General features: G+C 43.9%; 28 protein-coding genes. All 28 read left to right on the top strand.

Going from position 1 to position 24,965, the window contains the following annotated elements:
* Positions 1–23: 23 nt before the first annotated feature.
* On the top strand, positions 24–605 hold the full coding sequence (locus AC1DOV_RS06060; protein ID WP_477549433.1) for a histidine phosphatase family protein: 582 nt from the start codon (positions 24–26) through the stop codon (positions 603–605).
* 189 nt (positions 606–794) lie between these two features.
* Positions 795–1,970 carry a hypothetical protein gene (locus AC1DOV_RS06055; RefSeq protein ID WP_441875278.1) on the top strand — a complete coding sequence of 392 codons (1,176 nt, stop codon included), beginning with the start codon at positions 795–797 and terminating at the stop codon, positions 1,968–1,970.
* Positions 1,971–2,075: 105 nt separating this feature from the next.
* Positions 2,076–2,582, top strand: coding sequence for a gamma carbonic anhydrase family protein (locus AC1DOV_RS06050; RefSeq protein ID WP_339202874.1), 507 nt, complete (start codon positions 2,076–2,078; stop codon positions 2,580–2,582).
* A gap of 22 nt (positions 2,583–2,604) precedes the next feature.
* The gene (locus tag AC1DOV_RS06045; RefSeq protein ID WP_076265688.1) at positions 2,605–2,787 is read left to right on the top strand and encodes an IDEAL domain-containing protein; all 183 of its coding nucleotides are present in this window, start codon (positions 2,605–2,607) and stop codon (positions 2,785–2,787) included.
* Between the two features lie 196 nt (positions 2,788–2,983).
* Positions 2,984–3,406: a DUF2487 family protein gene (locus AC1DOV_RS06040; protein WP_441875282.1), complete on the top strand. Its 423-nt coding sequence runs from the start codon at positions 2,984–2,986 to the stop codon at positions 3,404–3,406.
* 241 nt (positions 3,407–3,647) lie between these two features.
* Positions 3,648–4,181 carry a Rieske (2Fe-2S) protein gene (locus AC1DOV_RS06035; RefSeq protein ID WP_339202870.1) on the top strand — a complete coding sequence of 178 codons (534 nt, stop codon included), beginning with the start codon at positions 3,648–3,650 and terminating at the stop codon, positions 4,179–4,181.
* 16 nt (positions 4,182–4,197) lie between these two features.
* Entirely contained in the window at positions 4,198–4,869 is a 672-nt protein-coding gene (qcrB, locus tag AC1DOV_RS06030) for a menaquinol-cytochrome c reductase cytochrome b subunit (RefSeq protein ID WP_053376377.1), read from the top strand.
* 18 nt (positions 4,870–4,887) lie between these two features.
* Positions 4,888–5,757 (top strand): menaquinol-cytochrome c reductase cytochrome b/c subunit, encoded by an 870-nt coding sequence (locus tag AC1DOV_RS06025; RefSeq protein ID WP_076265692.1) that lies wholly within the window; start codon positions 4,888–4,890, stop codon positions 5,755–5,757.
* Positions 5,758–5,847: 90 nt separating this feature from the next.
* A complete protein-coding gene (locus AC1DOV_RS06020) occupies positions 5,848–6,480 on the top strand; it encodes a DUF1405 domain-containing protein (RefSeq protein ID WP_477549600.1) in 633 nt (210 codons plus the stop codon).
* A gap of 42 nt (positions 6,481–6,522) precedes the next feature.
* Positions 6,523–7,392 (top strand): sporulation protein YpjB, encoded by an 870-nt coding sequence (locus AC1DOV_RS06015; protein ID WP_477549432.1) that lies wholly within the window; start codon positions 6,523–6,525, stop codon positions 7,390–7,392.
* 243 nt (positions 7,393–7,635) lie between these two features.
* Positions 7,636–7,971 carry a nucleotide pyrophosphohydrolase gene (locus tag AC1DOV_RS06010; protein WP_076265695.1) on the top strand — a complete coding sequence of 112 codons (336 nt, stop codon included), beginning with the start codon at positions 7,636–7,638 and terminating at the stop codon, positions 7,969–7,971.
* A 54-nt stretch (positions 7,972–8,025) separates the two neighbouring features.
* Entirely contained in the window at positions 8,026–8,568 is a 543-nt protein-coding gene (locus AC1DOV_RS06005; protein ID WP_477509639.1) for a tetratricopeptide repeat protein, read from the top strand.
* Positions 8,569–8,573: 5 nt separating this feature from the next.
* Complete coding sequence (dapB, locus tag AC1DOV_RS06000) at positions 8,574–9,380, top strand: 4-hydroxy-tetrahydrodipicolinate reductase (RefSeq protein ID WP_477549431.1); 807 nt, start codon at positions 8,574–8,576, stop codon at positions 9,378–9,380.
* Positions 9,381–9,409: 29 nt separating this feature from the next.
* Positions 9,410–9,829, top strand: coding sequence for a methylglyoxal synthase (locus tag AC1DOV_RS05995; RefSeq protein WP_339202866.1), 420 nt, complete (start codon positions 9,410–9,412; stop codon positions 9,827–9,829).
* A complete protein-coding gene (gene bshB1, locus AC1DOV_RS05990) occupies positions 9,829–10,524 on the top strand; it encodes a bacillithiol biosynthesis deacetylase BshB1 (protein ID WP_477549430.1) in 696 nt (231 codons plus the stop codon). The genes AC1DOV_RS05995 and bshB1 overlap by 1 nt, the downstream gene beginning before the upstream one ends.
* Positions 10,525–10,588: 64 nt before the next feature.
* On the top strand, positions 10,589–11,755 hold the full coding sequence (gene bshA, locus AC1DOV_RS05985; protein ID WP_441875300.1) for an N-acetyl-alpha-D-glucosaminyl L-malate synthase BshA: 1,167 nt from the start codon (positions 10,589–10,591) through the stop codon (positions 11,753–11,755).
* A 30-nt stretch (positions 11,756–11,785) separates the two neighbouring features.
* Positions 11,786–13,063, top strand: a complete 1,278-nt coding sequence (locus AC1DOV_RS05980) for a CCA tRNA nucleotidyltransferase (protein WP_477549429.1) — start codon at positions 11,786–11,788, stop codon at positions 13,061–13,063.
* A 52-nt stretch (positions 13,064–13,115) separates the two neighbouring features.
* A complete protein-coding gene (locus AC1DOV_RS05975) occupies positions 13,116–14,090 on the top strand; it encodes a biotin--[acetyl-CoA-carboxylase] ligase (RefSeq protein ID WP_477509634.1) in 975 nt (324 codons plus the stop codon).
* Between the two features lie 256 nt (positions 14,091–14,346).
* Entirely contained in the window at positions 14,347–15,258 is a 912-nt protein-coding gene (gene panB, locus AC1DOV_RS05970; protein WP_441961192.1) for a 3-methyl-2-oxobutanoate hydroxymethyltransferase, read from the top strand.
* Positions 15,255–16,205 carry a pantoate--beta-alanine ligase gene (gene panC / locus AC1DOV_RS05965; RefSeq protein WP_477549428.1) on the top strand — a complete coding sequence of 317 codons (951 nt, stop codon included), beginning with the start codon at positions 15,255–15,257 and terminating at the stop codon, positions 16,203–16,205. The genes panB and panC overlap by 4 nt, the downstream gene beginning before the upstream one ends.
* Positions 16,132–16,515: an aspartate 1-decarboxylase gene (panD, locus tag AC1DOV_RS05960; RefSeq protein ID WP_076265703.1), complete on the top strand. Its 384-nt coding sequence runs from the start codon at positions 16,132–16,134 to the stop codon at positions 16,513–16,515. The genes panC and panD overlap by 74 nt, the downstream gene beginning before the upstream one ends.
* Before the next feature lie 122 nt (positions 16,516–16,637).
* Positions 16,638–17,351 (top strand): hypothetical protein, encoded by a 714-nt coding sequence (locus AC1DOV_RS05955; RefSeq protein ID WP_477549427.1) that lies wholly within the window; start codon positions 16,638–16,640, stop codon positions 17,349–17,351.
* A gap of 16 nt (positions 17,352–17,367) precedes the next feature.
* Entirely contained in the window at positions 17,368–20,274 is a 2,907-nt protein-coding gene (dinG, locus tag AC1DOV_RS05950; RefSeq protein WP_477549426.1) for an ATP-dependent DNA helicase DinG, read from the top strand.
* A complete protein-coding gene (locus AC1DOV_RS05945) occupies positions 20,271–20,927 on the top strand; it encodes a redox-sensing transcriptional repressor Rex (protein ID WP_076265706.1) in 657 nt (218 codons plus the stop codon). Before dinG ends, AC1DOV_RS05945 begins: the two co-directional genes overlap by 4 nt.
* Entirely contained in the window at positions 20,908–22,209 is a 1,302-nt protein-coding gene (locus AC1DOV_RS05940; protein ID WP_477549425.1) for an amidohydrolase, read from the top strand. The genes AC1DOV_RS05945 and AC1DOV_RS05940 overlap by 20 nt, the downstream gene beginning before the upstream one ends.
* A 32-nt stretch (positions 22,210–22,241) precedes the next feature.
* On the top strand, positions 22,242–22,739 hold the full coding sequence (locus tag AC1DOV_RS05935) for a cell wall elongation regulator TseB-like domain-containing protein (protein WP_477509629.1): 498 nt from the start codon (positions 22,242–22,244) through the stop codon (positions 22,737–22,739).
* Positions 22,740–22,853: 114 nt separating this feature from the next.
* Complete coding sequence (locus AC1DOV_RS05930; RefSeq protein WP_477509628.1) at positions 22,854–23,384, top strand: hypothetical protein; 531 nt, start codon at positions 22,854–22,856, stop codon at positions 23,382–23,384.
* Between the two features lies 1 nt (position 23,385).
* Positions 23,386–24,879 (top strand): AAA family ATPase, encoded by a 1,494-nt coding sequence (locus tag AC1DOV_RS05925; protein ID WP_477549424.1) that lies wholly within the window; start codon positions 23,386–23,388, stop codon positions 24,877–24,879.
* The last annotated feature ends 86 nt before the right edge of the window (positions 24,880–24,965 follow it).

Raw genomic sequence — 24,965 nt, 5'->3', positions numbered from 1 at the left:
TATATAAAGGAGCTGAATACGGCTTGTTGATTGGATTAGTGCGCCACGGTAAGACGGACTGGAATGAACAAGGAAAGATTCAAGGGCAAACGGATATTCCATTGAATGAAGTAGGTATTGTACAAGCCAAAGCATTGGCAGAGCGATTAAGCCGTGAAGACCAGATATGGGATGCTGTTATATCAAGTGATCTGCAGCGGGCTCATGCGACAGCACAGATTATCGCTTCGAAGTTAAATATTCCTTTGCTTGAAAGTGAGCCGCGCTTGAGAGAGAGGTATTTTGGCGAGGTTGAAGGCACGAGGGAGCAGGAGCGTCACGAACGCTGGGGAACGAATTGGCGAGAAATTGCTGAAGGTGTAGAGTCTAATGATGAGGTCAGAGCAAGAGGCTTGAGCGCAATTAATGAATGGAAGCTGAAGTATCCAAAGCGCAACTTGCTTGTCGTTTCTCATGGCAGCTTTTTGGCTCAAATCATGGAAGAGATATGTTCGGATCTCGAGGATCAATATTTATCCAACTTGTCTTACTCTATCCTGGAGCTGCGTGATGAGAAATGGCATCCGCAGCTGTATAATTGCACGATCCATTTAAATGAAGCATAGGAATCGCATACGAGCTGCGCCTTTATTTATTAAGGTGCGGCTTTTTTTGTATAAACTCCTTGTAATCTAGGTTATAAAACAATAGATATTTTCCCATAATGATATCAACTGACGCTTATTCATTACACAATACCCTTACGAAGCGGGGCGCCCGAGTGATAAGGCGGCTTCTGTAGAAAGGAGAGAGCTATGAATTTATCGGATATGCTAGGGTACGCGGATATTCAACAACTTAGCAGAATTGCAGATGTTTACCGTTGCGAATGCAATGGACATTCCAAAAACGATTTGATCCAATCCATTCTCTCTACCGTAAGTCGAAATGATGTTTTTGAAGCGCAAATAAGCAGCATGAAGATGGAGGATTTACGATTCCTCAACTCTTTGCTATTCGAAGCAAGAAACTCCTTTAGTTTAGAGGATTTGCTCGCTCGGGTGCAGCACAGCAGATTTGGGGAAGAGATCATCAAACCGGAGTTAGACCCGCCGAAAAAAACAAAACGCAGCAAAAAAAAGACAGAAGCAGTCGAAAAGCAGCTTAGCCCGCGAGAAATGATAGCTAAATTCAAGCATCACGGTTGGTTGTTCAATGGCTTCAGTGGTCCAAGCAGATATCTCTTTCAGGTTCCAAACGATTTGAAGACGCGCTTCCGCGATACGCTTGCGAGGAGGTTTGCCGCTGATCTGCAGTATACGGATGAGCCGCCTATTTACCGGGATGAGCAAATGCTTATTCACGACGATATTACACATCTGCTTCATTACACGTACCATAATGAAATCCAGCTAACAGCTGATGGGTCGATGTACAAGCGATTTACGCTGCAGCTGCTTGATCGTTTTGGCGTGCAAGAGGAGCTGCCTGCAAAAGGAGCATGGCGTTTTGGATATGGCAGACATTTTAACCAATATCCGAATCGTTTCTCATTCGTATACGATTACTGTTATCACGCAAAGTATATCAATGAAAATCAGACGCTTTTGACAGTTACGGGTCCAGGTGAAGAGCGCATGAAGAGCAGGCCTTCAAGCGAAGCAGAGCAAATCTATCGATATTGGTTGAAGCTATACAAGGGACCAATTACACATTTACTGTCGCTCGTGCATTGGATTAACACCCTCGCTGTGGAATGGGTTACGGTTGAGTCGCTCAGAACGGTACTTGTTCCGTTCATTAAGCCTTATTTTTACGATGATGCAAATACGATTTTGGAACAGAGAATTATGGCTATGATGGTTCATTTGGGGCTGCTTCGGCTTGGGGAGCATCCGATTTATGGGGCTGTAGTCCGTATGACCAAGGCAGGACGAGCTGTAGTTGCTGGCGTGAGCCTTGAGGAATCAGGTCCGATAGTGGTCCATTGATTTTGGAAATCGTACTCTTGGAGTAAGATCAAATATAAGCTACAGTATAAGAATACGACAGAAATGGCTTGTTATATTTGATCGCTTGGAGAGGACTGAAGAAAATTGTTGATCCCATACAAAGGCGTAATGCCAAAGATTCATGAAGATGTATACATAGCTGAAGGTGCAAAAATAATTGGTGACGTAACGATTGCTGAGAAAAGCACCGTTTGGTTTAATGCAGTACTGCGAGGGGATCTTGCACCTATACAAATCGGTCATAGCTGCAATATTCAAGATGGAGTCGTCGGTCACTTGAATGTGAATCAACCTTTGATTCTAGCTGATGAGGTGTCTATCGGCCATGCCGCTATAATACACGGCTGTACGATAGGCAGAGGCACATTAATTGGAATGGGGGCAATCGTACTTAACGGCGCAGACATTGGTGAATATGCTTTAATAGGAGCCGGTTCGATTGTTACAGAGAACAAAAAAATACCATCCTATACTCTATCTATCGGATCACCCGCCAAAGTCGTAAGAGAGTTAACAGAGGACGATTTACTGCGTATGAAAAAAACGATGGAGAGCTACGTGACAAAGGGAATAGAATATAGGATCTCTTAACGCCGGTTTGGAGGTGTATCCTATGGACAAAATGAAAGTAACGTATGAAGCCATGCTAGGTTTGGCCGCAGAGTTTGTGCTTGACGAAGCGGTATTGAAATTTCAAACCAACCAAATTTATACGGCAATTGACAAAGCATTGGCCGCTGGTGACGAGGATACGTTTTACCGTCTCGCAAAACAGCTAAATGCTTTAAAAAAATAACGCGTATCGTCTTTTTTGTAAAAATGACGATTGAGCGAGGAAGCTTCCCAGTTAAATGCGAACGAATCTGTTCGGTTTTGACACAGGGAGGCTTTTTTCTGTACATTTGGTTTGGCAAGGAGCGGAAATGGAGTTAACATAGAAGCAGTGATGTTGATATAGGCTGCAATTATGTTAAGGAGTGAGAATGTAAACGATGAAATTTAGTGAAATAACAAAAGAGCAATGGGATGAGTTAAGTCCATATTTGGATACTTGCCTGCTTCCTGTGACTGGAATGCCGAATGCAGCAAAGCCGTATGAGGCAACAGAATGGCTTGAGCAGCTTAGGGACATAATGGATTTAATTGAAATCCCTTTTAAAGGGAGGGTGGTCACTTATCCTGCATGGCATTACATCTCCGACAGCGAGCGTCTCTCAGAGCATTTAAATGAGTGGTGTGCTGCGGCGAAGCGCGGCGGGTTTCGTTATGTTATTGCGGTAACTGCAAATAATCAATTGATTGCCGAGTGTCCAGAAGTGGATTTATGGTTTGGTCCGAATCAAGATGGTGAGTTTCCGCAGCAATCTGATGTTTCTAATGCGATACGGAGTTTATGGAGTGGACAGACTACATGAATTTCATAAAATTGTCGTATAATATAGTTAGATTTCGGGGAAAACAAATGCCAGACAAGGTCAAATGTGACAAAATGATAACAAATTATTGAACGATAATTTGATAAACGTTCAAATATGAAGCCATATTCTTGACGCTCCCAAGCACCTAGGCTATTATAAGTTATGTCCTAGTTCGTCATGTGTTTTTGCCCTGCGGCAAGACGCGAGATATGGTTGGCAAAGGGGGTTAGAACAGAAGATGAGTAACCATGAACAACACGAGACCGCGCATCGACCGGTTCAGCGCAAAGAAATGTCCCGGCGTCAATTTTTGTCATATACGCTTGGTGGCACAACTGCATTTATGATGGGCGGCGCGGTATTACCAATGGTTCGTTTCGCAGTGGATCCACTCCTTAAGAAAAAGGGCGAGGGTACATACGTAAAAGTTGTGGAAGAGAGCAAAATTACGAACGAACCGCAAGAATTCAAATTTAAAATTCATCAGATCGACGGTTGGTACGTAAGTGACCCAGAGCTTGCAGCTTGGATTTCGAAGGATGCAAATGGCAAGATCTTTGCACTTTCACCAGTTTGCAAACACTTAGGTTGTACGATCGGATGGAACACAAAAGGTCAAAATGAATACGATTGTCCTTGTCACGATGCGCGCTACACGAAAGACGGGAAAAACATTACAGTTGCCCCGAACCCATTGGATGAGTACGAAGTGAAGCTTGAAGACGGCTTCGTGTACTTGGGTCCAGTAATGCCGAATACAAGAATGAAATAAGGAGGTCGTATGGCAGATGTTTAAAAGTGTTTACAACTGGATCGACGAGCGTCTTGACATTACGCCTCTGTGGAGAGATGTGGCTGACCATGAAGTGCCTGAGCACGTTAACCCAGCGCATCATTTTTCCGCATTCGTATATTGTTTCGGCGGTCTCACGTTTTTTATCACTGTTATTCAAATTTTGTCCGGTATGTTTTTGACGATGTATTATGTTCCGGATATTATCAACGCATATGCAAGCGTTGATTACCTGCAGCACAAGGTTGCATTCGGACAAATCGTTCGAGGCATGCACCACTTTGGGGCAAGCTTAGTTATTGTTATGATGTTCTTACATACCCTTCGAGTGTTTTTTACCGGTTCTTACAAAGCGCCGAGGGAAATGAACTGGGTTGTCGGAATGCTGATCTTCTTCATCATGTTAGGCCTAGGATTTACAGGTTACCTGCTTCCTTGGGATAACAAAGCTTACTACGCAACAAAAGTTGGTGTCCAAATTGCTGAATCCGTACCGGTAATCGGACCGTATCTCGCTTCATTCCTTTACGGCGGCGATATCGTAGGCGCACAAACACTAACTCGCTTCTTCGCGATCCATGTATTCTTCTTACCTGGCGCTTTGATTGCAATGTTGGCAGCGCACTTTATCATGATTCGGAAACAAGGTATTTCGGGACCACTTTAAGCGAAGGGAGGCATACTTATGGCGCATGGTCATAATTCGAACGAGAAGGTTGTCTATGTAGGCGACTCGCGTGTTAAGAAAAACAACCATCCGAACATTCCTCCGGACTACACGTCTTTTCCAGGTAAATCGGAAGCGTTTATTCCAAACTTCCTGCTTAAGGAATGGATGGTCGGCTGTGTCGTTTTGGTTGGTTTTCTTGTATGGGTTATTGCTGAGCCAGCACCACTAGGTTATCCAGCAGATCCAACGAATGCGGCATTTATACCGATGCCGGACTGGTACTTTTTGTTCTTGTATCAATTTTTGAAATACCCATATGTTTCGCAAGATTACATCTTGCTCGGAACAGTAGGTATTCCCGGAGTCATGTTTGGCGCATTGTTGCTAGCACCATTCCTCGACACTGGCAAGGAACGCCGCTTCTACCGTCGTCCGATTGCATCTTCATTGATGGGGCTAACACTTGTAGCTTGCGTTTACTTGACAGTTGTTTCTTGGGATCACTACCAGCATCAGCTTGAAATTAACGGACAAGTACCGGAACATATTGAGCGTGAAGAGAAGGCGCGTGAGGCTGCACTAGCAGGCCAAGAGCGTCCGAACTACACGAAACCAGCAGTAGAAGCATCACTTGTTGATGCAAATGATCCAGCAATGAAAATTGCTGAGCAAGCAAAATGTATCAGCTGTCATGCAGCTGACCTCAAAGGCCAAGGATCTGTTCCTAGCTTGGTTGGCGTTGGTGACGTTTTGTCGAAAGAGCAGCTTGTAGAAGTAGTTACGAATGGTCGTAACGGCATGCCAGCTTTCGCTGATACTTTATCTGCCGAAGAAATTGATCAGCTGACTACTTGGCTGTCCAAACAAAAAGCGGCAACAGAATAAATCATCGAAAAAAACCTGATCGTATTACACGGTCAGGTTTTTCTTCGAATATAAGTCCTTTTTAATGATAAAGCGAAGGAGAAGTGATTCATCATGCTCGCTATTTTTTGGAGCCGTGAATTTTTACTAAGCCGACCATTTTTATGGTTGCTTTTTATTGTTAATTTTTTTGGAACGGTTTATGGCTACATCTGGTACGAGTCACAATTAGCTGAAACGTTAGATAGCCACCCCTTATGGCAAATTGTTTTTGTGCCCGATTCACCTACAGCAAGTCTGTTTTTTACGATTGCTCTACTTTATTTTTTGTTTCCGCCTAAGCGTTCAAACGGCCTTGTAACAGTTTTGCGGTACATTATTGAAGGTTTGGCTGTTGTATGCTCAGTCAAATACGGAATTTGGGCTGTGTCGATGATTGTAGCGGGAGCATGGCAGGGGTCTGAGCTGAACTGGCAGCACTATATGCTTATGGCTTCACATCTTGGAATGGCGTTTGAGGCATTGCTTTTTTTCAGATTTATGAAAGCAGGAGCTGTCTCGCTTATTGTAGCTACAGGATGGCTTCTTCTTAATGACACGGTTGATTATACATATGGGATATTTCCATACCTTGCCAAACAATTGTACGATGATTTGGATGCAGTTCGCATATTCACCTACGGTTTATCCTTCTTTAGTTTGGCAGCTGGATTACTCGTATGGCGTTTTAGAAAGAAGGTATAACGATGGACATCCCTTCATAAGTTGTATTATGGGGGGATGTCCATGAAGATACGTTTTATTATTCCATTCGTCGTATGTATCGTCATGACGATAGGTTATGCTAATTTAGTCTGGGGCAGCGGAGCTAGTCTTCAAGCTTTTGCGTCCCGGCTGACGTCAGATCCAAGTAAACAGGTTCAACGGATGGATAATATTGCAAGCTCATTATATGAAGCAGCTTATACAAATAATCGACAAGCAGCTTATCAATATGTCCAACAGCTTCAGCAATTGGTTGATGGAGAGCTTAAATATGCAGCTGGTAATGCCGAAGGGTGGCAAGCTGTTGAACGAGATGCCAATACAATTGAGAAAACGCTCGTTAAAGGCTCACTTGGGACAAGCTGGTTTGTAGAGGCAGCCCGAATTAAATTAACTGCTGATGCTCTTGCAAGGCCTAATAATGCCTTGTGGCTACAATATGAGAAGATTATGCTGGATGATATTTCGCGTGTGGAAAAAGCTTGGAAGCGCCAAACTGATGATGGAGCTATAGCAGCACGAGCTGTAATGATAAGCTTGGAAAAACATGCAGATCGTATTAAACCTGCTGTCAGTATGATGTACGGGAGCAAGCATGAAACAGAGTTGATGGAGCGAATTCAGTATACGAATCGACTGCTGGAAGCATCTCGCAAAGATAAAAATAATGTCGCCAGCATTAATCGATCAGTGCAGGAACTAAAGGATACACTCACTCGAATGTTTAATCAGAATCATTTAGAAGCGGATGTTCCCGTTGTCGCAGCAGTGCCTATTTCGAATCCTTTGCGCTGGACACTTTTATTAGGCGCATTTATTTCAGCCATTCTTACTTACACAGGCTGGAGAAAATATAAAGAAAATCCTTTTGGAGTCAAGCCTATTTCCTAATGGGTAGATGATAGATCCTAAATGATATGTAAATGCATTGTTTTTTTGAAGCAATGATTAGAATAAAGACATGAAAGTCGATATTGCGCACATTTATTTTTAGCAGCCAAATTAGTTGCTGCAGAATGTTGCAATAGACGACTTTTTTGCTATCTAAAGAAAGCAATTTAAAAACATTGATTTTATTTGCGTCTTTAAGTTAACATATGAATGTATAGCTATCGACAGAAAGGAAATGTACAGATGTCGGAAAAAACGTTATCAGATATTCAGCGAGAAGTTGATGATTATATTTCTCAATTTAAAGAAGGTTATTTCAGTCCTCTTGCTTTGATGGCTAGAATGTCCGAAGAAGTGGGCGAGCTTGCTCGTGAAGTAAACCATTTCTACGGCGAAAAACCTAAAAAAGCCGATGAAGCGGATAATTCCGTTGAAATGGAGCTTGGTGATATTTTATTTATTCTTTCTTGCTTCGCTAATTCCCTCAATATAGATTTAACCGAAGCGCATAATAAGGTTATGCATAAATTCACTACGCGCGATGCGAATCGGTGGACGAAGAAAATAACCGAACAGTAAACAAGCTCCATACATATGCTGTACCATCAACCTGTGTACAAGGAGGATGGGCGGATGGATGGAGAGAGCTGCATGAAAAAGGCTTATGAATTCATCTTTAATAGTGATTTCGAGCAAGCGATATATTGGTTTGAGAAAGCCATTGAGGTTGAACCGGAAAATGCATTCTATTATCATACATGCGCCGTATCTTGCGCACGAAGCGGTAAATGGACAAAAGCGAAGCAGCATGCAGAATCAGCCGTTAGGCTTGCGCCCGAGCTTGCGGAATATAGATATCATCTTCAAACCGTAGAAGCCGGAATTTTGCAAGCGGAGGCTAATTTTTTGCTGGCCAAAGTACCGCCTGAGCTCCATGAGGCAGCACCGTTACTTGAGAGAGCAGCACTGCTTGACCCATTAAGCTTCGATGCATTTTATACGCTTGGCGTTTTGTATGCATCGCTTAGCCAATACGATAAAGCGGTTATTCATGCGAGGGAAGCAATGAGGCTCGATCCCAGCCATTCGGCAGCGAGAAGGCTCTTTGCTGACGTTAATCGTAAGAGGCGTATGCTGCGATTTCAATTGGATGCAAAAAGAAAAAGGAACAGGTGATAAAGATGACGACACAAAAAATACGCGTGGCAGTAGCTGGTGCAAGTGGAAGAATGGGACGCGAAGTTGTAAAAATGGTGCTGGAGGACGAGTCGCTTCAATTGGTGGCGGCCGTCGCTCCATCTGCTGGTCCTGTAGATGCGGGTATATTTGCAGGGAAAGCAAATACTGGAGTTATAGTCAGTGCAACACTTGAGGAAGCACTTCAAGGTACTCAAGCCGATGTACTCGTTGATTTCACCATTCCTCAGATGGCATATGGCCATACGAAGACGGCAATTGAATTAGGAGTACGTCCTATTATGGGGACAACGGGTTTTACGCCTGAACAGATCGTGGAGCTGGACGAGCTTTGCCTCGAAAAAGGAATCGGCGGTTTAATCGCCCCTAACTTCTCCATCGGTGCGATTCTGATGATGAAGTTCGCTGCAGAAGCATCAAAATATTTGCCTCATGTTGAAATTATTGAATATCATGGAGATCAAAAGCTGGATGCACCTTCGGGGACTTCCATAAAAACAGCGGAGTTGATCTCACAAGTGCGAAAAGAGTTCCGACAGGGCAACCCGAATGAGGAAGAAGTCATTGAAGGTGCGCGCGGCGGCTATTACAACGGATTCCGTATACATAGCGTTAGACTTCCTGGTGTATTTGCTCAACAAGAGGTTGTGTTTGGCGGCCATGGACAAACGCTCAAAATTCGTCATGATTCCTATGATCGCGCAGGCTATATGCCTGGTGTAAACGTGGCTGTGAAGAAGGTAATGACATACAGCGGTTTAATTTACGGATTTGAACATATTATGGATTAGATTATTAGGCAGCAGGAGAGGGGAACCGCATGTTGAATATTGCATTTATTGCGCATGATCGGAAGAAGGAAGAAATCGTTAATTTCGTAATCGCTTATGAGAAAGTATTTGTACCGCATAAGCTATACTCTACTGGCACGACGGGAACACGGATAATGGAACAAACGAACTTGTCCATTCATCGGTTCATGTCAGGCCCGCTCGGCGGCGATCAACAAATCGGTGCGATGGTTGCCCAAAATGAAATGGATTTAATTATCTTCTTACGCGACCCATTAATGGCACAACCTCATGAGCCGGATATTATTGCTTTGCTGCGTTTATGCGATGTACAAGGCATACCGGTTGCTACTAACGTAGCGTCTGCTGAACTGCTGGTTAAAGCACTTGAACGCGGTGATTTTGCATGGCGAGAGCTTGTCCATAAATATAAACCAGGTATTGAATAATGACGACAGAACTCGATATTCTCGTTTTTGGCGCTCATGCGGATGATGCTGAAATTGGAATGGGCGGTACCATCGCCAAACATGTACAAGCTGGCTTTAAGGTCGGCATATGTGATTTAACGATGGCAGAGATGTCTTCAAACGGAACGGTTGAGCTGAGGAAACAAGAAGCGGATCAAGCATCCAAAGTGCTTGGACTGCAGGCTCGTACTAATTTGGGTTTGCCTGATCGGGGTTTGGAGCCTTCACGCGATCAAATCGAACGTATTGTAGCAGAAATTCGTTATTTTAAGCCGCGGGTTGTATTTGCCCCTTACTGGGTAGATCGTCATCCCGATCATGTGGCTTGCAGTAGATTAATTGAAGAAGCTGTGTTTAACGCCAAGCTGCGCCGCTATATGCCGGAGCTGCCTGCCGTACAGGTATCACAGCTTATTTATTACTATATAAATGATGTGGATCAAGTATCGTTAACCGTTGATATTAGTGATTTTCAAGCAACCAAAAGAAACGCGCTGCTTGCTTACCGTTCACAATTCGATGCGGCAGCAGGCTCCGACCGAGTGGCTACGCCATTAACGAATAATTACATAGAACGAGTAGAAGCACGTGATTCATTGCTTGGACAAGCAAGAGGCTGGGCATATGCAGAGGGTTTCGCAATTAAGCGTCCTCACGCCATACAATATTTTTGACAATTCGTACAGCTCTTGTGTAATACAATAGTTATACGTAACGAACACAGGAGGTGCGACAACAGTGGCGAGAAAATTAAAGATTGGTATTACCTGTTATCCTACCTTGGGCGGATCGGGCGTAGTTGCAACCGAATTAGGTAAATTACTGGCAGAACGTGGTCATGAAATTCATTTTATTACACACAGTATTCCTTTTCGATTAGGACACTTTAATAAAAATATTTTTTATCATGAGGTAGAAGTTAATGATTATTATGTGTTTCGTTACCCGCCTTATGATCTAGCTTTAGCAAGCAAGATGGCACAGGTAGCAAAAATGCAGCAGCTTGACTTGCTTCATGTCCATTATGCGGTGCCTCATGCGGTTTGCGCCTATTTGGCGAAGCAGATGAATGGCGATGGCTTAAAAACGGTCACAACGCTGCATGGCACGGACATAACGGTGCTGGCTCAGGATGAATCGTTAAAAGCTTTAATTCGTCTTGCGATCCATCAAAGCGACGCTGTAACTGCCGTTTCAAAGGATCTGATTCAAGAGACTAGACAACTGCTTGATATTACGACACCAATTGATTTAACCTATAATTTTGTTGATAAACGTGTTTATTATCCACGCGATGCGGTTTCCTTGCGAGCTGATTATGCGGCTCCTAATGAGAAAATTTTGATGCATATATCTAATTTCCGTCCGGTTAAACGGGTTGGGGATGTAGTTGAAATATTTGCTCGCGTTTCCGAGAAGGTTCCTTCGAAACTTCTCTTAGTCGGTGAAGGACCTGAGCTCTCAAAAATTCAATGCCGCATTCGCCAGCTTGGTCTTGAAGACCGTGTCCATTTTCTGGGCAAGCAAGAGGATGTTGCACAAGTCATTTCAATGGCAGATGTGCTGTTGCTTCCATCAGAGAAAGAAAGCTTCGGGCTTGTTGCGCTTGAGGCAATGGCTTGCGGCGTTCCAACTATTGGTTCTAACGCTGGTGGTATTCCGGAGCTTGTTACCCATGGAGAAACTGGATTTTTGTCAGAGATCGGCGATGTCGAAGATATGGCTAAAAATACGGAAAGACTGCTTACGAATGAGAAGCTGCATGAGCAGTTTAAGCAGGCTTGTATGTTTAGAGCAAGAAACGAGTTTTGTAATGACGTAATTACAACACAATATGAGCAGATCTATTATCGGGTACTCGGCATAGAGGCAGATTTGCCAATCGCTGTTTGCAGCGATAGCTAATCATTTCCCCTGCAAGAAGAGGTGTATGACATGCAGCTTTCATTATCAACACCGATCATAGCTGCATTGCCTATCATTGAGCGGCTTCGAGAGCATCATTTCGAAGCCGTTTTTGTGGGAGGCGCAGTTCGTGATACGTATTTAGATATACCAATCAAAGACGTTGATATCGCTACATCTGCTCGTCCAGAGCAGGTGCTTGAGCTGTTTGAGCGATGCATACCAACGGGCTTGCAGCATGGCACGATAACGGTTATACAAGACAACATCACATATGAAGTGACGACGTTTAGGCAAGAATCTGCATATGAGGATCATCGCAAGCCAGAAAGTGTCCTTTATATTACCGAACTTGACGGTGATTTGCTGCGCCGTGATTTTACGATGAACGCGATGGCGCTTTATAGCGATGGTACGCTTTATGATCCATATGGCGGAATTTATGATTTGCAGTCCAAGAGGCTTCGCTCAGTCGGCGATCCGAACGCACGTTTTCAAGAGGATGCGCTTCGTATGTTAAGAGCGGTCAGATTTATTGGCGTCTACAGGCTCACTCCTTCGCTGCGAACATGGAAAGCAGTCATTCGTTATCGCGAGCTGTTAAATTATATTGCGATGGAGCGTGTGCAAGTCGAGCTAGATAAAATGGTAGCTGGAACTGCTCCGCAAAGAGCGCTGCATTTTGTTGCCGCAAGCGGACTTTTGTTTCATTTGAAGGAGTCCTTCCATGAAGAAACATTGTTATCGCTGAAAGAGATGGGACACGGAGACCAAGCACAAACGATTTATTCTCGCTTGCATGAGCTGACAGCTGTTGATTCTCGCTGGGCGGCACTGGCAATAGGGTTGCATTTATCTGTTGAGGCAGCGCAGCAGGCGCTGCAAGTGTTGAAATTTTCAAATACGCGCAGTAAGACCATAAGTACAATTGTAGCGATACATAAAGAAATGCTAGTTGTCTCGACGCAAACTAATGAGCGTGAGCTTCACTCGAGCTGGTTAAGCCTTGTCATTCGTTATGGAAAAGGGATTTGCGGCGAATGGATTCATGTTATGCGAACGCTAGAGAAGCAAGAGCTAGCCTTCACTGCTGCGTTTCTAAGACGTTTGGAGAACTGGATTGATTTATTGACCGTTTCATCACTTAAGCAGCTTAAAGTGACCGGCAAGGATCTAACAAATCATTTGCAACGAGATGCTGGACCATGGGTTAGTGAAACATTAAGCAAATTACTATTGCTAACAGCACTCGGTGAGATTGAGAATGAACGAAATGTTTTGCTTGAGCAAGCGTCGCTCGAGCGATGAACAATAACATTCACAGCAGATTGTTTTGCATTATTTGAGGAGGCACGCGCAGATGAATCAGGAGCTCTTGCTTCAATTGTTTGTAGACAAACCAGGTGAATATGTGTCCGGAGAAAACATTAGCCAAGAGCTCGGCGTCAGCAGAACAGCGATATGGAAGCATATTCGCAAGCTTGAAGCGGCTGGTTATCAATTTGAAGCTTCAAGACGTCTTGGTTATCGACTTCTAAGCATACCGGACATGCTGTCTGTAGAGAAACTTGAAAATCAGCTGCAAGGCAACATATTTGGACAGCATATTCAATATTTTGAAACGGTGGAATCCACTCAAAATCTTGCTCGTGCTGCAGCAGAAGAAGGCGCCTTGGAGGGTACCTTATTCGTTGCTGAGCAGCAGGTTAAAGGCCGCGGCCGAATGGGACGAGGATGGATCTCGCCGCGCGGCAAAGGCATTTGGATGAGCATGGTGCTGCGTCCTTCCGTACCGATTCATTTTGCACCGCAGCTTACCTTATTGACAGCGGTAGCGTTATGCCGCAGCCTGAAGCGTTTAACTGGGCTGCCAATTGGAATTAAATGGCCCAATGATTTGCTAATTGAAGGTAAAAAAATTAGCGGTATTTTGCTTGAATCAGCCGCAGAAGACGAAAGACTTCGATATGTTATTGCAGGGATAGGTATTAGCGTAAATCTAGAAGAAGCTGATTACCCAGTGGAATTGCTGGAGAAAGCAACATCACTTCGCATCAGCGGTCAGCAAAAATGGTCAAGAGAAGAAGTTATTGCTGATTTTCTGAAGGAATGGGAGCAGTTGTATTTCCTCTATCAGGAGCAAGGCTTTAGCCCGATTGTAACGTTATGGGAAGCTTTGTCCGTATCTTTGGGCAAAACGGTGCGCCTTACAACCCCACAAGGCGAATTGGTTGGAGTTCCGATTGGACTAGAAGAGAGCGGAGCTATTCGCATTCAACTGGAGGACGGCTCCATTAAGCCTGTTTTCTCTGCAGAGATGGGCGAACCTCTATAACGCATTACAAGTCGTTTACGTAATGAAGAAAGTTTGGTAAACTAAAGTCATCAGGCGGTATTCTAAGGAAGCTGCACTGATGATAAAAAATACGATGTAAATGGTTGGGAATGCACACTCTGCTCTGAGCCGTAGGGACCGAGACAGAAGGAAGCACAACAAGCAAACGTTTCCTTTTCAGTTTGGGGACCTTTTTGGCAGCGGCTAAAAGGTTTTTTTGTGTTTATCCTATCATTGAACGGGAGGATGAAAGCTGATGAGGAAACGACTGACGATTACAAAAATTAAGAAGATGAAGCAGGACCGCAATGCGATTTCCGTTTTGACAGCTTACGATTATCCTTCAGCCAAGCTTGCTGAAGAAGCTGGAATTGATGTCATTTTGGTTGGAGATTCACTCGGGAACGTTGTACTTGGATATGAGACTACCATCCCGGTAACCATTGATGACATTGTTTATCATACAAGAGCAGTTGCTAGGGGTGCCCAGCAAACGTTTATCGTTGCTGATATGCCCTTCATGACTTATGGCATTGGACGTGAAGCAACACTGCGCAATGCTGCGAAAATTATGCAAGAAGGCGGTGCTCAGGCTGTAAAGCTGGAGGGTGGCGTTGAAATTGCATCTGATGTATCCGCGCTTGTCAAAGCAGGCATACCTGTTATGGGGCATATCGGCCTGACGCCACAATCGGTTCATCAGCTTGGCGGGTACAAAGTGCAAGGTAAATTAGATGCCGAAGTGGAGCAGCTAGTGAAAGATGCGAAGGCGCTGGAAGAAGCAGGTGCTTTCAGTATCGTTCTTGAACTAGTAACTGAACCAATCGCTACAATGATCAGCGAAATGCTTTCCATTCCGATTATCGGAATTGGCGCAGGTCGCGGCTGCGATGGCCAAGTGCTTGTATATCATGATATTTTGCAATACTCATCTCCTTATTTTGAGAAAAAATTCGTAAAAACCTATGCAGATATTGGAACAACCATTAGAAATGCGATCCAATCTTATGTAGACGATGTGAAAACAGGCCAGTTTCCTGAAGAAGAGCATGTATTTAATGCACAACCTGCCCATATTCCTTCTTTGTATGGTGGCTCCTCTGAGAGCAGCAATCTTAACATAACTGAAAATAAGGACCTCGCGAATAAGGAGGTCAAATTGAAATGATCATTTGCCGCACGAAAGCTGAGCTAAAGCAGCAGTTAACTGCTGTGCGCAAGGGAAATAAAAGCATTGGTTTTGTGCCAACTATGGGTTATTTGCATGAAGGTCATGCTTCCTTAATGCGCCAAGCACATGCCGAAAATGATACCGCTGTGCTTAGCATATTTGTTAATCCACTGCAATTTGGACCTAATGAAGATTTGGATCGGTATCCACGAGATGAGAAGCGTGATTTTGCGCTTGCAGAAGAATGCGGGATCGACATCGTGTTTATTCCTTCCGTTCAAGAAATGTATCCGAATAAGCCGCTGACAATGGTCATTGTCAATCAGGTAACGGATCGTTTATGCGGCGCTTCCAGACCTGGACATTTTGACGGAGTGGGAACGGTAGTTAGCAAGCTGTTTCATTTGGTTGCTCCTGATCGTGCTTATTTTGGCATGAAGGATGCTCAGCAGGTTGCTGTCATTCAGCAAATGGTTGGAGATCTTAATTTTCCAGTGGAAATAGTGCCAAGTCCAATCGTTCGAGAACCAGATGGTCTTGCTTTAAGCTCAAGAAACGTTTTTCTTAATGCGGAGCAGCGTGAGCAGGCAGTCGTATTGTCCAAAACGCTGCAGCAGGCTTCCGACTGGATGAATGAGCCTGATATGACGGCTGAGCGGCTGGAGGCTAAAGTGAAGCTGCAATTGGTGAAAGCGAGTGAAGCTGTAATTGATTATGTGGAGCTGCTTCACTATCCATCCCTGCAGGTGCTGGATGCAAAAGTTTTATTAAATACGATTCAGCAACCGTTAATTTTGGCATTAGCTGTAAAGTTTGGCGCAACAAGGCTTATAGATAATCGGATATTACAGACTGCGGAGGTGAACCAGCATGTTCAGAACGATGATGAAATCCAAGTTGCACCGGGCAACAGTAACGGAAGCGAACCTGAATTATGTCGGTAGCATTACAATTGATGAAGATTTGATGGATGCGGCTAACATATGGGAAAATGAAAAAGTTCAAATCGTTAACAATAATAATGGTGCTCGCTTTGAGACTTATGTCATAACAGGTGAACGCGGATCTGGTGTAATTTGCTTAAATGGCGCAGCCGCAAGACAAGTTCAGCCAGGTGATCAGGTGATTATCATTTCTTATGCGATGATGACTGACGCTGATGCTAAAGCACACAAACCGATTGTAACGATTTTGGATGCGAACAATCGCCCCTTGACCATTTTAAACGAAGAGCTGCACGCGACAATCCTGTAATTTGATCTTTCACTACGTTAATCCCTGTATTATGTAACGAATGGGATGCTGTATGAAAAGCGGCGTTGAAACAAAAAATGAACATAACACTCCTTAATTCTTTGGCGAAGGCGGGATGCGGTATGTTCCAGCATATGTTTTCATCCATGAACGAAATGCTTGATCAAATTATTGAACAGTACGATGGTGCAGGTGCAAGTGAAAAGCAGCAGTTCGAACAGCAAATGCTTGAGCTCAAAAAAGTAAGTGACACATTTATTGAACAATGGCTTGAATTTGAAGAGAAGTTTTCTGAGTTCAAGGAGCAGCAAGGCGATCAAGCAGCAGTATCGCAAGTTCAGGAACAAGCCCCAGAAGGGGCGGTTCAATCAAGTGTACCTGTAAGTATCGCAGTCAGCAGTCCAACTTCAGATTTTGAAATCTCGGACGAGCTTGCTGCGGTCATCTCCAAAGGGCAGGGCTACTACAAGCTATTTATGTTTTCGCAAGCAGCAGTGCAATTTCAAGCGGCTATTCTACAATCGCCGGAATGTAATTTGGCTAGACTGTTTTTGGGCATGACTCAGATGCACCTCCAGAACTGGAGTGAAGCTCAGCGGCATTTTCAATTGCTGATTGTATTGACGGACTTCCCCAAATGGCTTGCAATGGGCTATAATGCGCTAGGATGCATTCAAGCGGTGCAAATGAATTTGGCACAAGCAGAGCAATTATTTATGAAAGCTTATGAGGTCTGTCCCAGCTTCAAGGTTCCGTTAAACAATTTGAAATCATGTCAAGAAACACCCAAGCACTTATCGTTATATTTCGGAAGCACGGAGCTGTGCTGTTTGTGAGAGGATCGGGGAATAAATGAAATTTGCAGTATTGGATTTAGAAACGACGGGACACAGCTCGGATGATGATATTTTGCAGGTTGGGCTAGTCATCGTTTCAGAGGAGCTTGAAATTATCGATACGTATAGCTCCTTTGTTCGACCTAATATCCCGATACCGGCCTTCATTACACAATTAACAGGCATAGATGAAACGGTCGTTGCGGATGCCCCAACTCTCAAAGAGGTTATTGCAGGGCTGGTTCCGTTATTGGATGATGCCGTTTTGGTCGCTCATAACGTTGGCTTTGACGCCGGTTTTTTAAACCAAGCATTAGCACGATGCGGTCGGCGTCCTTTTGCAGGACGCAGGCTGGATACCATTGAATTATTACGAATTTTATATCCTACAATTAATACGTATCAGCTTGGAGCTGTTTCTGAGCTCTTTGGAATACCACATGATCAACATCACCGCGCGGACAGCGATGCAAATGCAACTGCGCTATTGCTAATTGAAACGGTAAAAAAGCTTCGCAAATTGCCGCTGCTTACTTTGCAGCGGCTTTCCACGCTTGTAGATGACGGCAGCGATTTGAGCTGGTTTATTAAGCATACTGGGCAGCAGATGGAATATAGTACTGTATTCGAATCGAATGAATATGACTATTTTAATCAATTTGCATTGAAGGTTCGCGAATGGAGCGATGAACAGCCTCCGCGTTCAGGCGGCACAAGTGTGCTGCCATTAACAGATGTTTCATTTGACAATTATTTAGCTGATGTAAGACAACGCTTCGAACAGAAATTTGAGAATTATGAGGAAAGAGAAGCGCAGGTAGCCATGTTTCAAGAGGTGTACAGCGCTCTAAATCAGAATCAGCATTTACTTATAGAAGCAGGGACAGGAACAGGGAAGTCGCTTGGTTATTTAATTCCTGCGCTTTATTATGGCATTCAGAACGGCAAAAAAGTTGTCGTTAGTACGCATACAATCAATTTGCAGGAGCAGCTTCGTCAACGCGATTTGCCATTGCTTGAAGAAATACTGCCATTTGAGTTTAGAGCTTCGATCTTTAAAGGCAGAGGGAATTATTTATGCTTGCGCAAATTTGAAGGTAAAATCAACACAAAAGATCTTGTATCGCCGATTGAGGATACGGTTACAGCTGCTCAAATGGTCGTATGGCTTGGAGAAACGGAAACTGGCGATCAGGAAGAGCTTAACTTCGGCAACAAGGGTGCTGAGTTTTGGTCTACGGTAGCGAGCGATACGGATTCATGCCTAAATCGAGCTTGTCCTTGGTTCAAAAGATGTTTTTATCATCGCGCGAAGCATGAAGCAAACATTGCTGATGTTACGATAACGAATCATTCAATGTTATTTACGGATGTTCAAGCAGATCATCGTTTATTGCCTTCCTATACTCATCTCATTATTGATGAAGCACATCATGTGGAAGAGGTTGCAGGCAAGCATCTAGGTATGCAAATTAACTACTTCTCTTTGACGCAGGCTGTTCTTCGGCTTTATAAAGATGCGCGCTCTGGATTATTGCCTGGGCTTCGCCAGAAGCTTATGTATGAGGATGACGCACATCAAGCTTCCTGGTTAGAGACGATTGATACCGTTATTCCTATTTTCCAAGAAATTAAGGAGCACTGGGATAAGCTGTTTGAAATGTTTTATAGCTTTACTTCAACTTCATCGGATGGACCAACTGAGAATGGTCAGTCGGTATGCCGCCTTAAGAAAAACGAGCTTCCAGCAGGCTGGGAGGACGGTGTTACGGTTGAAGGAAATATCCACACTGAACTCAACCGAGTCATTCGAACCGTCGATAAAATGGTTACCGATATTAAAGACCGTGTTGACGATTCCGGTGTTCAAGCGATAATAACGGATTTAAATGGCGCGGTACGTGATTTGTCTCGACTTAAGGATGAGCTTAGAACGTTTATCACCTTAGAGCTTGCGGACTCTGTGTTTTGGATTGAAGCAAGCAGCGTATACCGCTACAGATCTGTGCAGCTATACGGTGTGCCAGTAGATGTAAGCGCTCAGCTGCAAAAATATTTTTTTGATGTCAAAGAAAGTATCGTATTAACCTCTGCAACGTTATCTGTGCAAAAATCTTTTCAATACGCGGAGGAGCAGCTTGGGTTAACTGGATATGAACAGCAGGGCAGGCTTAAAACCGTTCAATTGCCTTCTCCGTTTAATTACCGGGAGCAGGCATTAGTTGTCATTCCACGCAACTTCCCAGTACTCAAGGGAGCAGCTGTAGATGACACCTATTTGGATATGCTTGTAAAATCGCTTTCTGATGCTGCAAAGGAAACGAAGGGCAGAATGCTAGTGCTGTTCACGTCCTATCGCATGCTGAGGCAGGTCTACGAGCCGCTTAAAGAGCTTTTAAGCGTTGCAGGAATTCAAGTACTAGGACAAGGAATAGACAGCGGCAATCGCACGAAGCTTACAAGACGTTTCCGTCAAACGCCAGAGTCCGTTTTACTTGGCACGAGCAGCTTCTGGGAAGGTGTAGATATACCCGGAGAAGCTCTGATTTGCCTTGCCATCGTTCGTTTGCCATTCCAACCGCCTAACCATCCCTTAGTGGAAGCAAAAGCTGAGATGCTGCAGCGGCAGAAACAAAATCCTTTTATGAAATTGTCGATTCCCCAAGCCGTCATTCGCTTTAAACAAGGCTTTGGGCGTCTAGTAAGGACTTCACAAGACAAAGGGATCGTAATCATATATGATACTAGAATAATCGACACTTACTACGGTAAACACTTCTTATATTCACTGCCAGGACCAAAAATCGAAACGATGCATATGGATCAAATGGTCGTGCGAATGAGAGAATGGTTAACGGATGAAAATGCAGCATTGCCGCAGGAAAATCAAGCTGTGTCTAGCGAAGAGGAGGAAAAACGATGAAGCAAACGAAAATATCGGAGGCTGTCGTCAGAAGGCTTCCCGTTTATTTGCAAGTACTAAATGAAATGCTTAATCGTGAGATTCAGACCATTTCTTCGCAGGATTTAGGCACAAAGCTTGATTTAAATCCTGCTCAAATTCGTAAAGATCTCGCTTATTTCGGAGAGTTTGGACGGAAGGGCGTAGGCTACGATGTTGTATATTTAATTGAGAAGATACGTCAAATTTTGAAGGTTGATCAGACGATAAAGGTTGCGTTGGTTGGAGCCGGCAATCTAGGTCATGCCTTATGCAATTACAATAAATACTCCAAGGATAATATGCAGATTACCGCCGTGTTCGATGTACATCCGAGCAAAATTGGAACGAGCATTAATAATTTGATTGTAATGCCGATGAGCGAGCTTGCTGCAACGGTTGCAGAGCAAAATATTCGGATCGGCATCATTACCGTTCCAGCATTTGAAGCACAAAATGTAGCTAATCAATTTGTCGAAGCAGGCATAGAAGGAATATTGAATTTTGCCCCTGCTATTCTACGAGTACCGGATGAAATGCGAATACATAATGCTGATTTCACAAGGGAATTGCTTAGCTTAGCCTATTATTTAGCCAAAGAGGGAGAGACGCAGGATGAGTCAGATTTGGATTGAAAATGGTTTGTTTATAACGATGGATGACGAAAATCCATCATTTAGAGGACATATGGTTGTATCCGATGATCGGATTAGTTATATAGGTACGGCTGTTCCTGAACAGCTTTCTGATACGGTGCAAAAAATAGACGGCAGCAAGCTGGCTTTTATGCCAGGACTTATTAATACTCACGGACATGCGGCGATGAGCTTGCTTCGCGGATATTCCGATGATCAGAATTTGCAGGTTTGGCTGGAACAGAAAATGTGGCCAATGGAAGGCAAATATGTTGATCAAGATACACGTGCAGGAAGTTCTCTAGCGATCGTAGAAATGCTGAAATCAGGTACAACAGCTTTTGTTGATATGTATGATCGCATGGATCAAGTTGCTCAAATGGTTGAGCAAAGCGGTATCCGCGGTGTTTTGACAAGAGGCGTTATCGGACTATGTCCACCAGATGTACAGGAAGCTAAGCTTGCTGAGGCAATTGCTTTTGCCCGTGATTGGAACGGGAAAGCCGATGGACGCATAACCACGATGATTTCTCCACACGCGCCTTATACATGTCCACCAGCATATATTGAACGTTTTGTACAAGCAGCTCATGATTTTGATTTGCCTTTGCACACGCATATGTCGGAAACGATAGCGGAAGTTGAGCAAAACGTGCGTGATTATGGACTTCGTCCGGTCGAACATTTGGATCGTTTAGGCTTTTTCTCACGTCCTGCACTTGTTGCGCATGCCGTACATCTGAATGATGCTGAGATCGAGCTGCTTGCTGCTAAAGGAGTTGCGGTTTCACATAATCCTGTAAGCAATCTTAAGCTTGCTAGCGGCATTGCACGTGTTCCTGATTTGATTCGCGCAGGTGTTACGGTATCGCTTGGAACAGATAGTGTGGCAAGCAACAACAATCTTGATTTATTTGAGGAAATTCGATTCGCGGCTTTGCTTCATAAAGGTGTATCTGGAGATCCTACTGCTATCCCTGCTTTGGAAGCATTGAAGCTTGGTACAGTGAATGGGGCAAAATCCATTTGGCAAGAGAAGAGCCTTGGTAGTCTAAAAGTAGGCATGAAGGCAGATTTCATCGCTATTGATATTGAACAGCCGCATTTCTACCCTCAGACGGATATCGTATCACATTTGGTCTACTCAGGTTCAGGCCGCGATGTGCGGCATGTATGGATTGATGGAAGACAAGTATTGAAAAACGGCGAATGCACTTGGCTTGATGAGGAGAAAATTCGTTACGAGGCACAAGCGAGCTTTGATCGCTTGCTGCAAGCTTAATGCGAGCAACAGCAAGGAAACGAAAGCCGTTTATGACACTTAAGCGATGGTTGTTGTTAATTACAGCATTCCTCTTGCTGCTTCTAACCGTTTCCTTTATCTATTTCCGTGAAGTTCAGTCCCCTGAGTGGACAGCAATTAATGCGGCGAAGGAACAAGCGACTAAAGCAGCTGATCTTATCGAGATAGAAAAGGTACATCATCATATATGGCAAAAAAACAGTTGGGTCGTTGAAGGTATTAATCAACAGGATGAACATGTATACGTATGGCTGACTGAGAAGCAACAACCAGTTATCATGAGAGCGACGGAAGGCATTTCTGAGAAGTCACTCAAAGATGATTTCATCAGCAAGAGGCCATTGGCAGAAATAAAGAGAATTCAGCCGGGTCTGCTTGATGACAAAACGGTGTGGGAGATCTATTATAATGACGGTGAAAAGCCTGATCATTACCGATATGATTTCTACCGTTTTGATGATGGTGCATTTATTGATTCTTATACGTTACCAGCAAAAACGGGGCCATAAGGCTCCGTTTCCTTTTATTGATGGACGATTCTTGCATAATTTCATGATATACTTTCGTATAGCGGTGTTGATATACGGAGTGTTCATAAATTTATTGCAGGAGGGATTTTCATAATGATGAGACCACGTGTAATACCAATCGTGATTACTGCTGCAATTTCCGCTTCCGTTTTGTTCGGAGGCTGGGCTGTATATAATCAAGTGGCTGTAGCAGCTCCATTAGAGAAAGTTACAAAAGGCATTAAAGGTATTGTTTCTTCAGAAAAACCAGTTATGGATCGCAATAAAGTAGCTATTTCTCTTGAATTAACGCCGGATGCGAATCTCCGGGACATCTATGAAAGTATTGCGGCTAACGGAAAAGATGTAGTTGGCGACCGTAAGCTTGAGCTTAATATAGAAGAAAAATCGAATAAGCAGCTTGAAGATCTGTGGTATGCTTCCATGTTTGAAGTTGCAGAGGCGATGGAGCGCAAAACCTACTCTCATATTCCAGATGCGATGAAAGAAGCAGCAAAATCCATGAAAGATGTCACCGTGACGACTGAAATGGATGATACGAATGTGTATATTACGATTAAAAATAATGAAGCGGTGAAATATATCGTCCTGCCACGCACGCCAAACCAATTGGAGGCATGGTAATATGATGAAATATGGTAAAGAAATTGCGATAGGCTCACTTCCTGTACTTATTGCTTTTTTTATATATATTGGACAAAATGTTGTTCCCATCGTATTGCTGGGTGTGTTAGGCTTTGCCGTAGTTTATGCAGCACGAGGTAGAGGCAAGCTGACCGCGTTGTCTAGCCAGAAGCGGCGTTCTGAGGAGAAAATGACACCACTCACCTTTGAGGAAATCGGAGGTCAGGAGCGTGCCAAGCAGGAGCTTGTAGAGGCGCTTGATTTTCTCGTTCATCAAGAACAAATTGCTAAGCTTGGCATTCGGCCGTTAAAAGGCATCCTGCTGTCAGGCCCTCCAGGAACAGGAAAGACGCTGCTTGCTAAAGCAGCTGCTCAATATACAGATTCGATTTATTTGGCTGCTTCTGGCAGTGAGTTTGTTGAAATGTATGTTGGTGTAGGCGCAGGACGTATTCGCGACCTGTTCAAAGAGGCACGTACAAAAGCGAATAAAGCGAAAAAAAGCAGCGCTGTTATTTTTATTGATGAGATTGAAGTCATTGGCGGCAAACGAGATGGCGGTCAGCAGCGCGAGTATGATCAAACCTTGAATCAGCTATTAACCGAGATGGATGGTATTTATGCAAATGAATCACCGCGCATTTTGTTAATTGCGGCTACTAACCGTAAGGAAATGCTCGATAGCGCATTGCTCCGTCCAGGCCGTTTCGACAGGCACATCGGTGTTGAACTTCCTGATAAAAAGGGCAGATTGCATATTTTGAACATCCATGCGAAAAATAAACCTATCCGCACAGGCGTGAACTTAGAACGGATTGCAAGTGAATCCTTTGGTTTCTCAGGTGCACAGCTAGAGAGCGTCATGAATGAAGCGGCGATTTATGCGATGCGTGAGAGCAGTGAAACCATCGCTGAACAGCATTTATCGATGGCTATTGATAAGGTTATGATGGGTGAAAAAACGGATCGTGAGGCATCAAAAGAAGAGCGTGAACGGATTGCGCTTCATGAGCTCGGACATGCAATTATGGCAGAACTAATGCGTCCAGGCAGCGTGTCACAGGTTGCTTTGTCTCCGCGCGGTCAAGCGTTAGGTTATGTTCGTCACAATCCGCAGCAGGATCAATATTTGTACACAAAACAGTTCCTTAACGGTCAAATTATGATTACATTAGGCGGAGCCGCTGCTGAGGAAATGTTTTATGGTGATCGGAGCACTGGATCAAGAGGTGACTTCGAACAATCGATGAATATAGTCAAAACATTAGTGGAATCGGGATTGACTGATCTTGGCATTATTGATTCTTCGATGATGACAAAAGATGGATGGGCAAGCATCAATCGAACCATTTTGGATGAGCTGATGCTGCAAACAAAAGGTCTGCTTGAGTCGAATAGAGAAGTGTTTATCAAGTCTCTTCAGACGCTTCTGCGTGAGGAAACATTGAGCGGAGATGAGTTTAGAAAGCTCTTTTCTTCCAATACAGCAGCATGAAGCGTTTACAATATTACAATTTGAAGGCGGAGTTGTCGTCCGCCTTCTTTTTTTGATGAAATTCGTTATAATAAGATTGAACTATC

It is taken from the genome of Paenibacillus sp. 01T47, from assembly GCF_056398245.1.
Note: the sequence above shows the minus strand (reverse complement) of the source record. Positions and strands in the feature narration are given on the sequence as shown.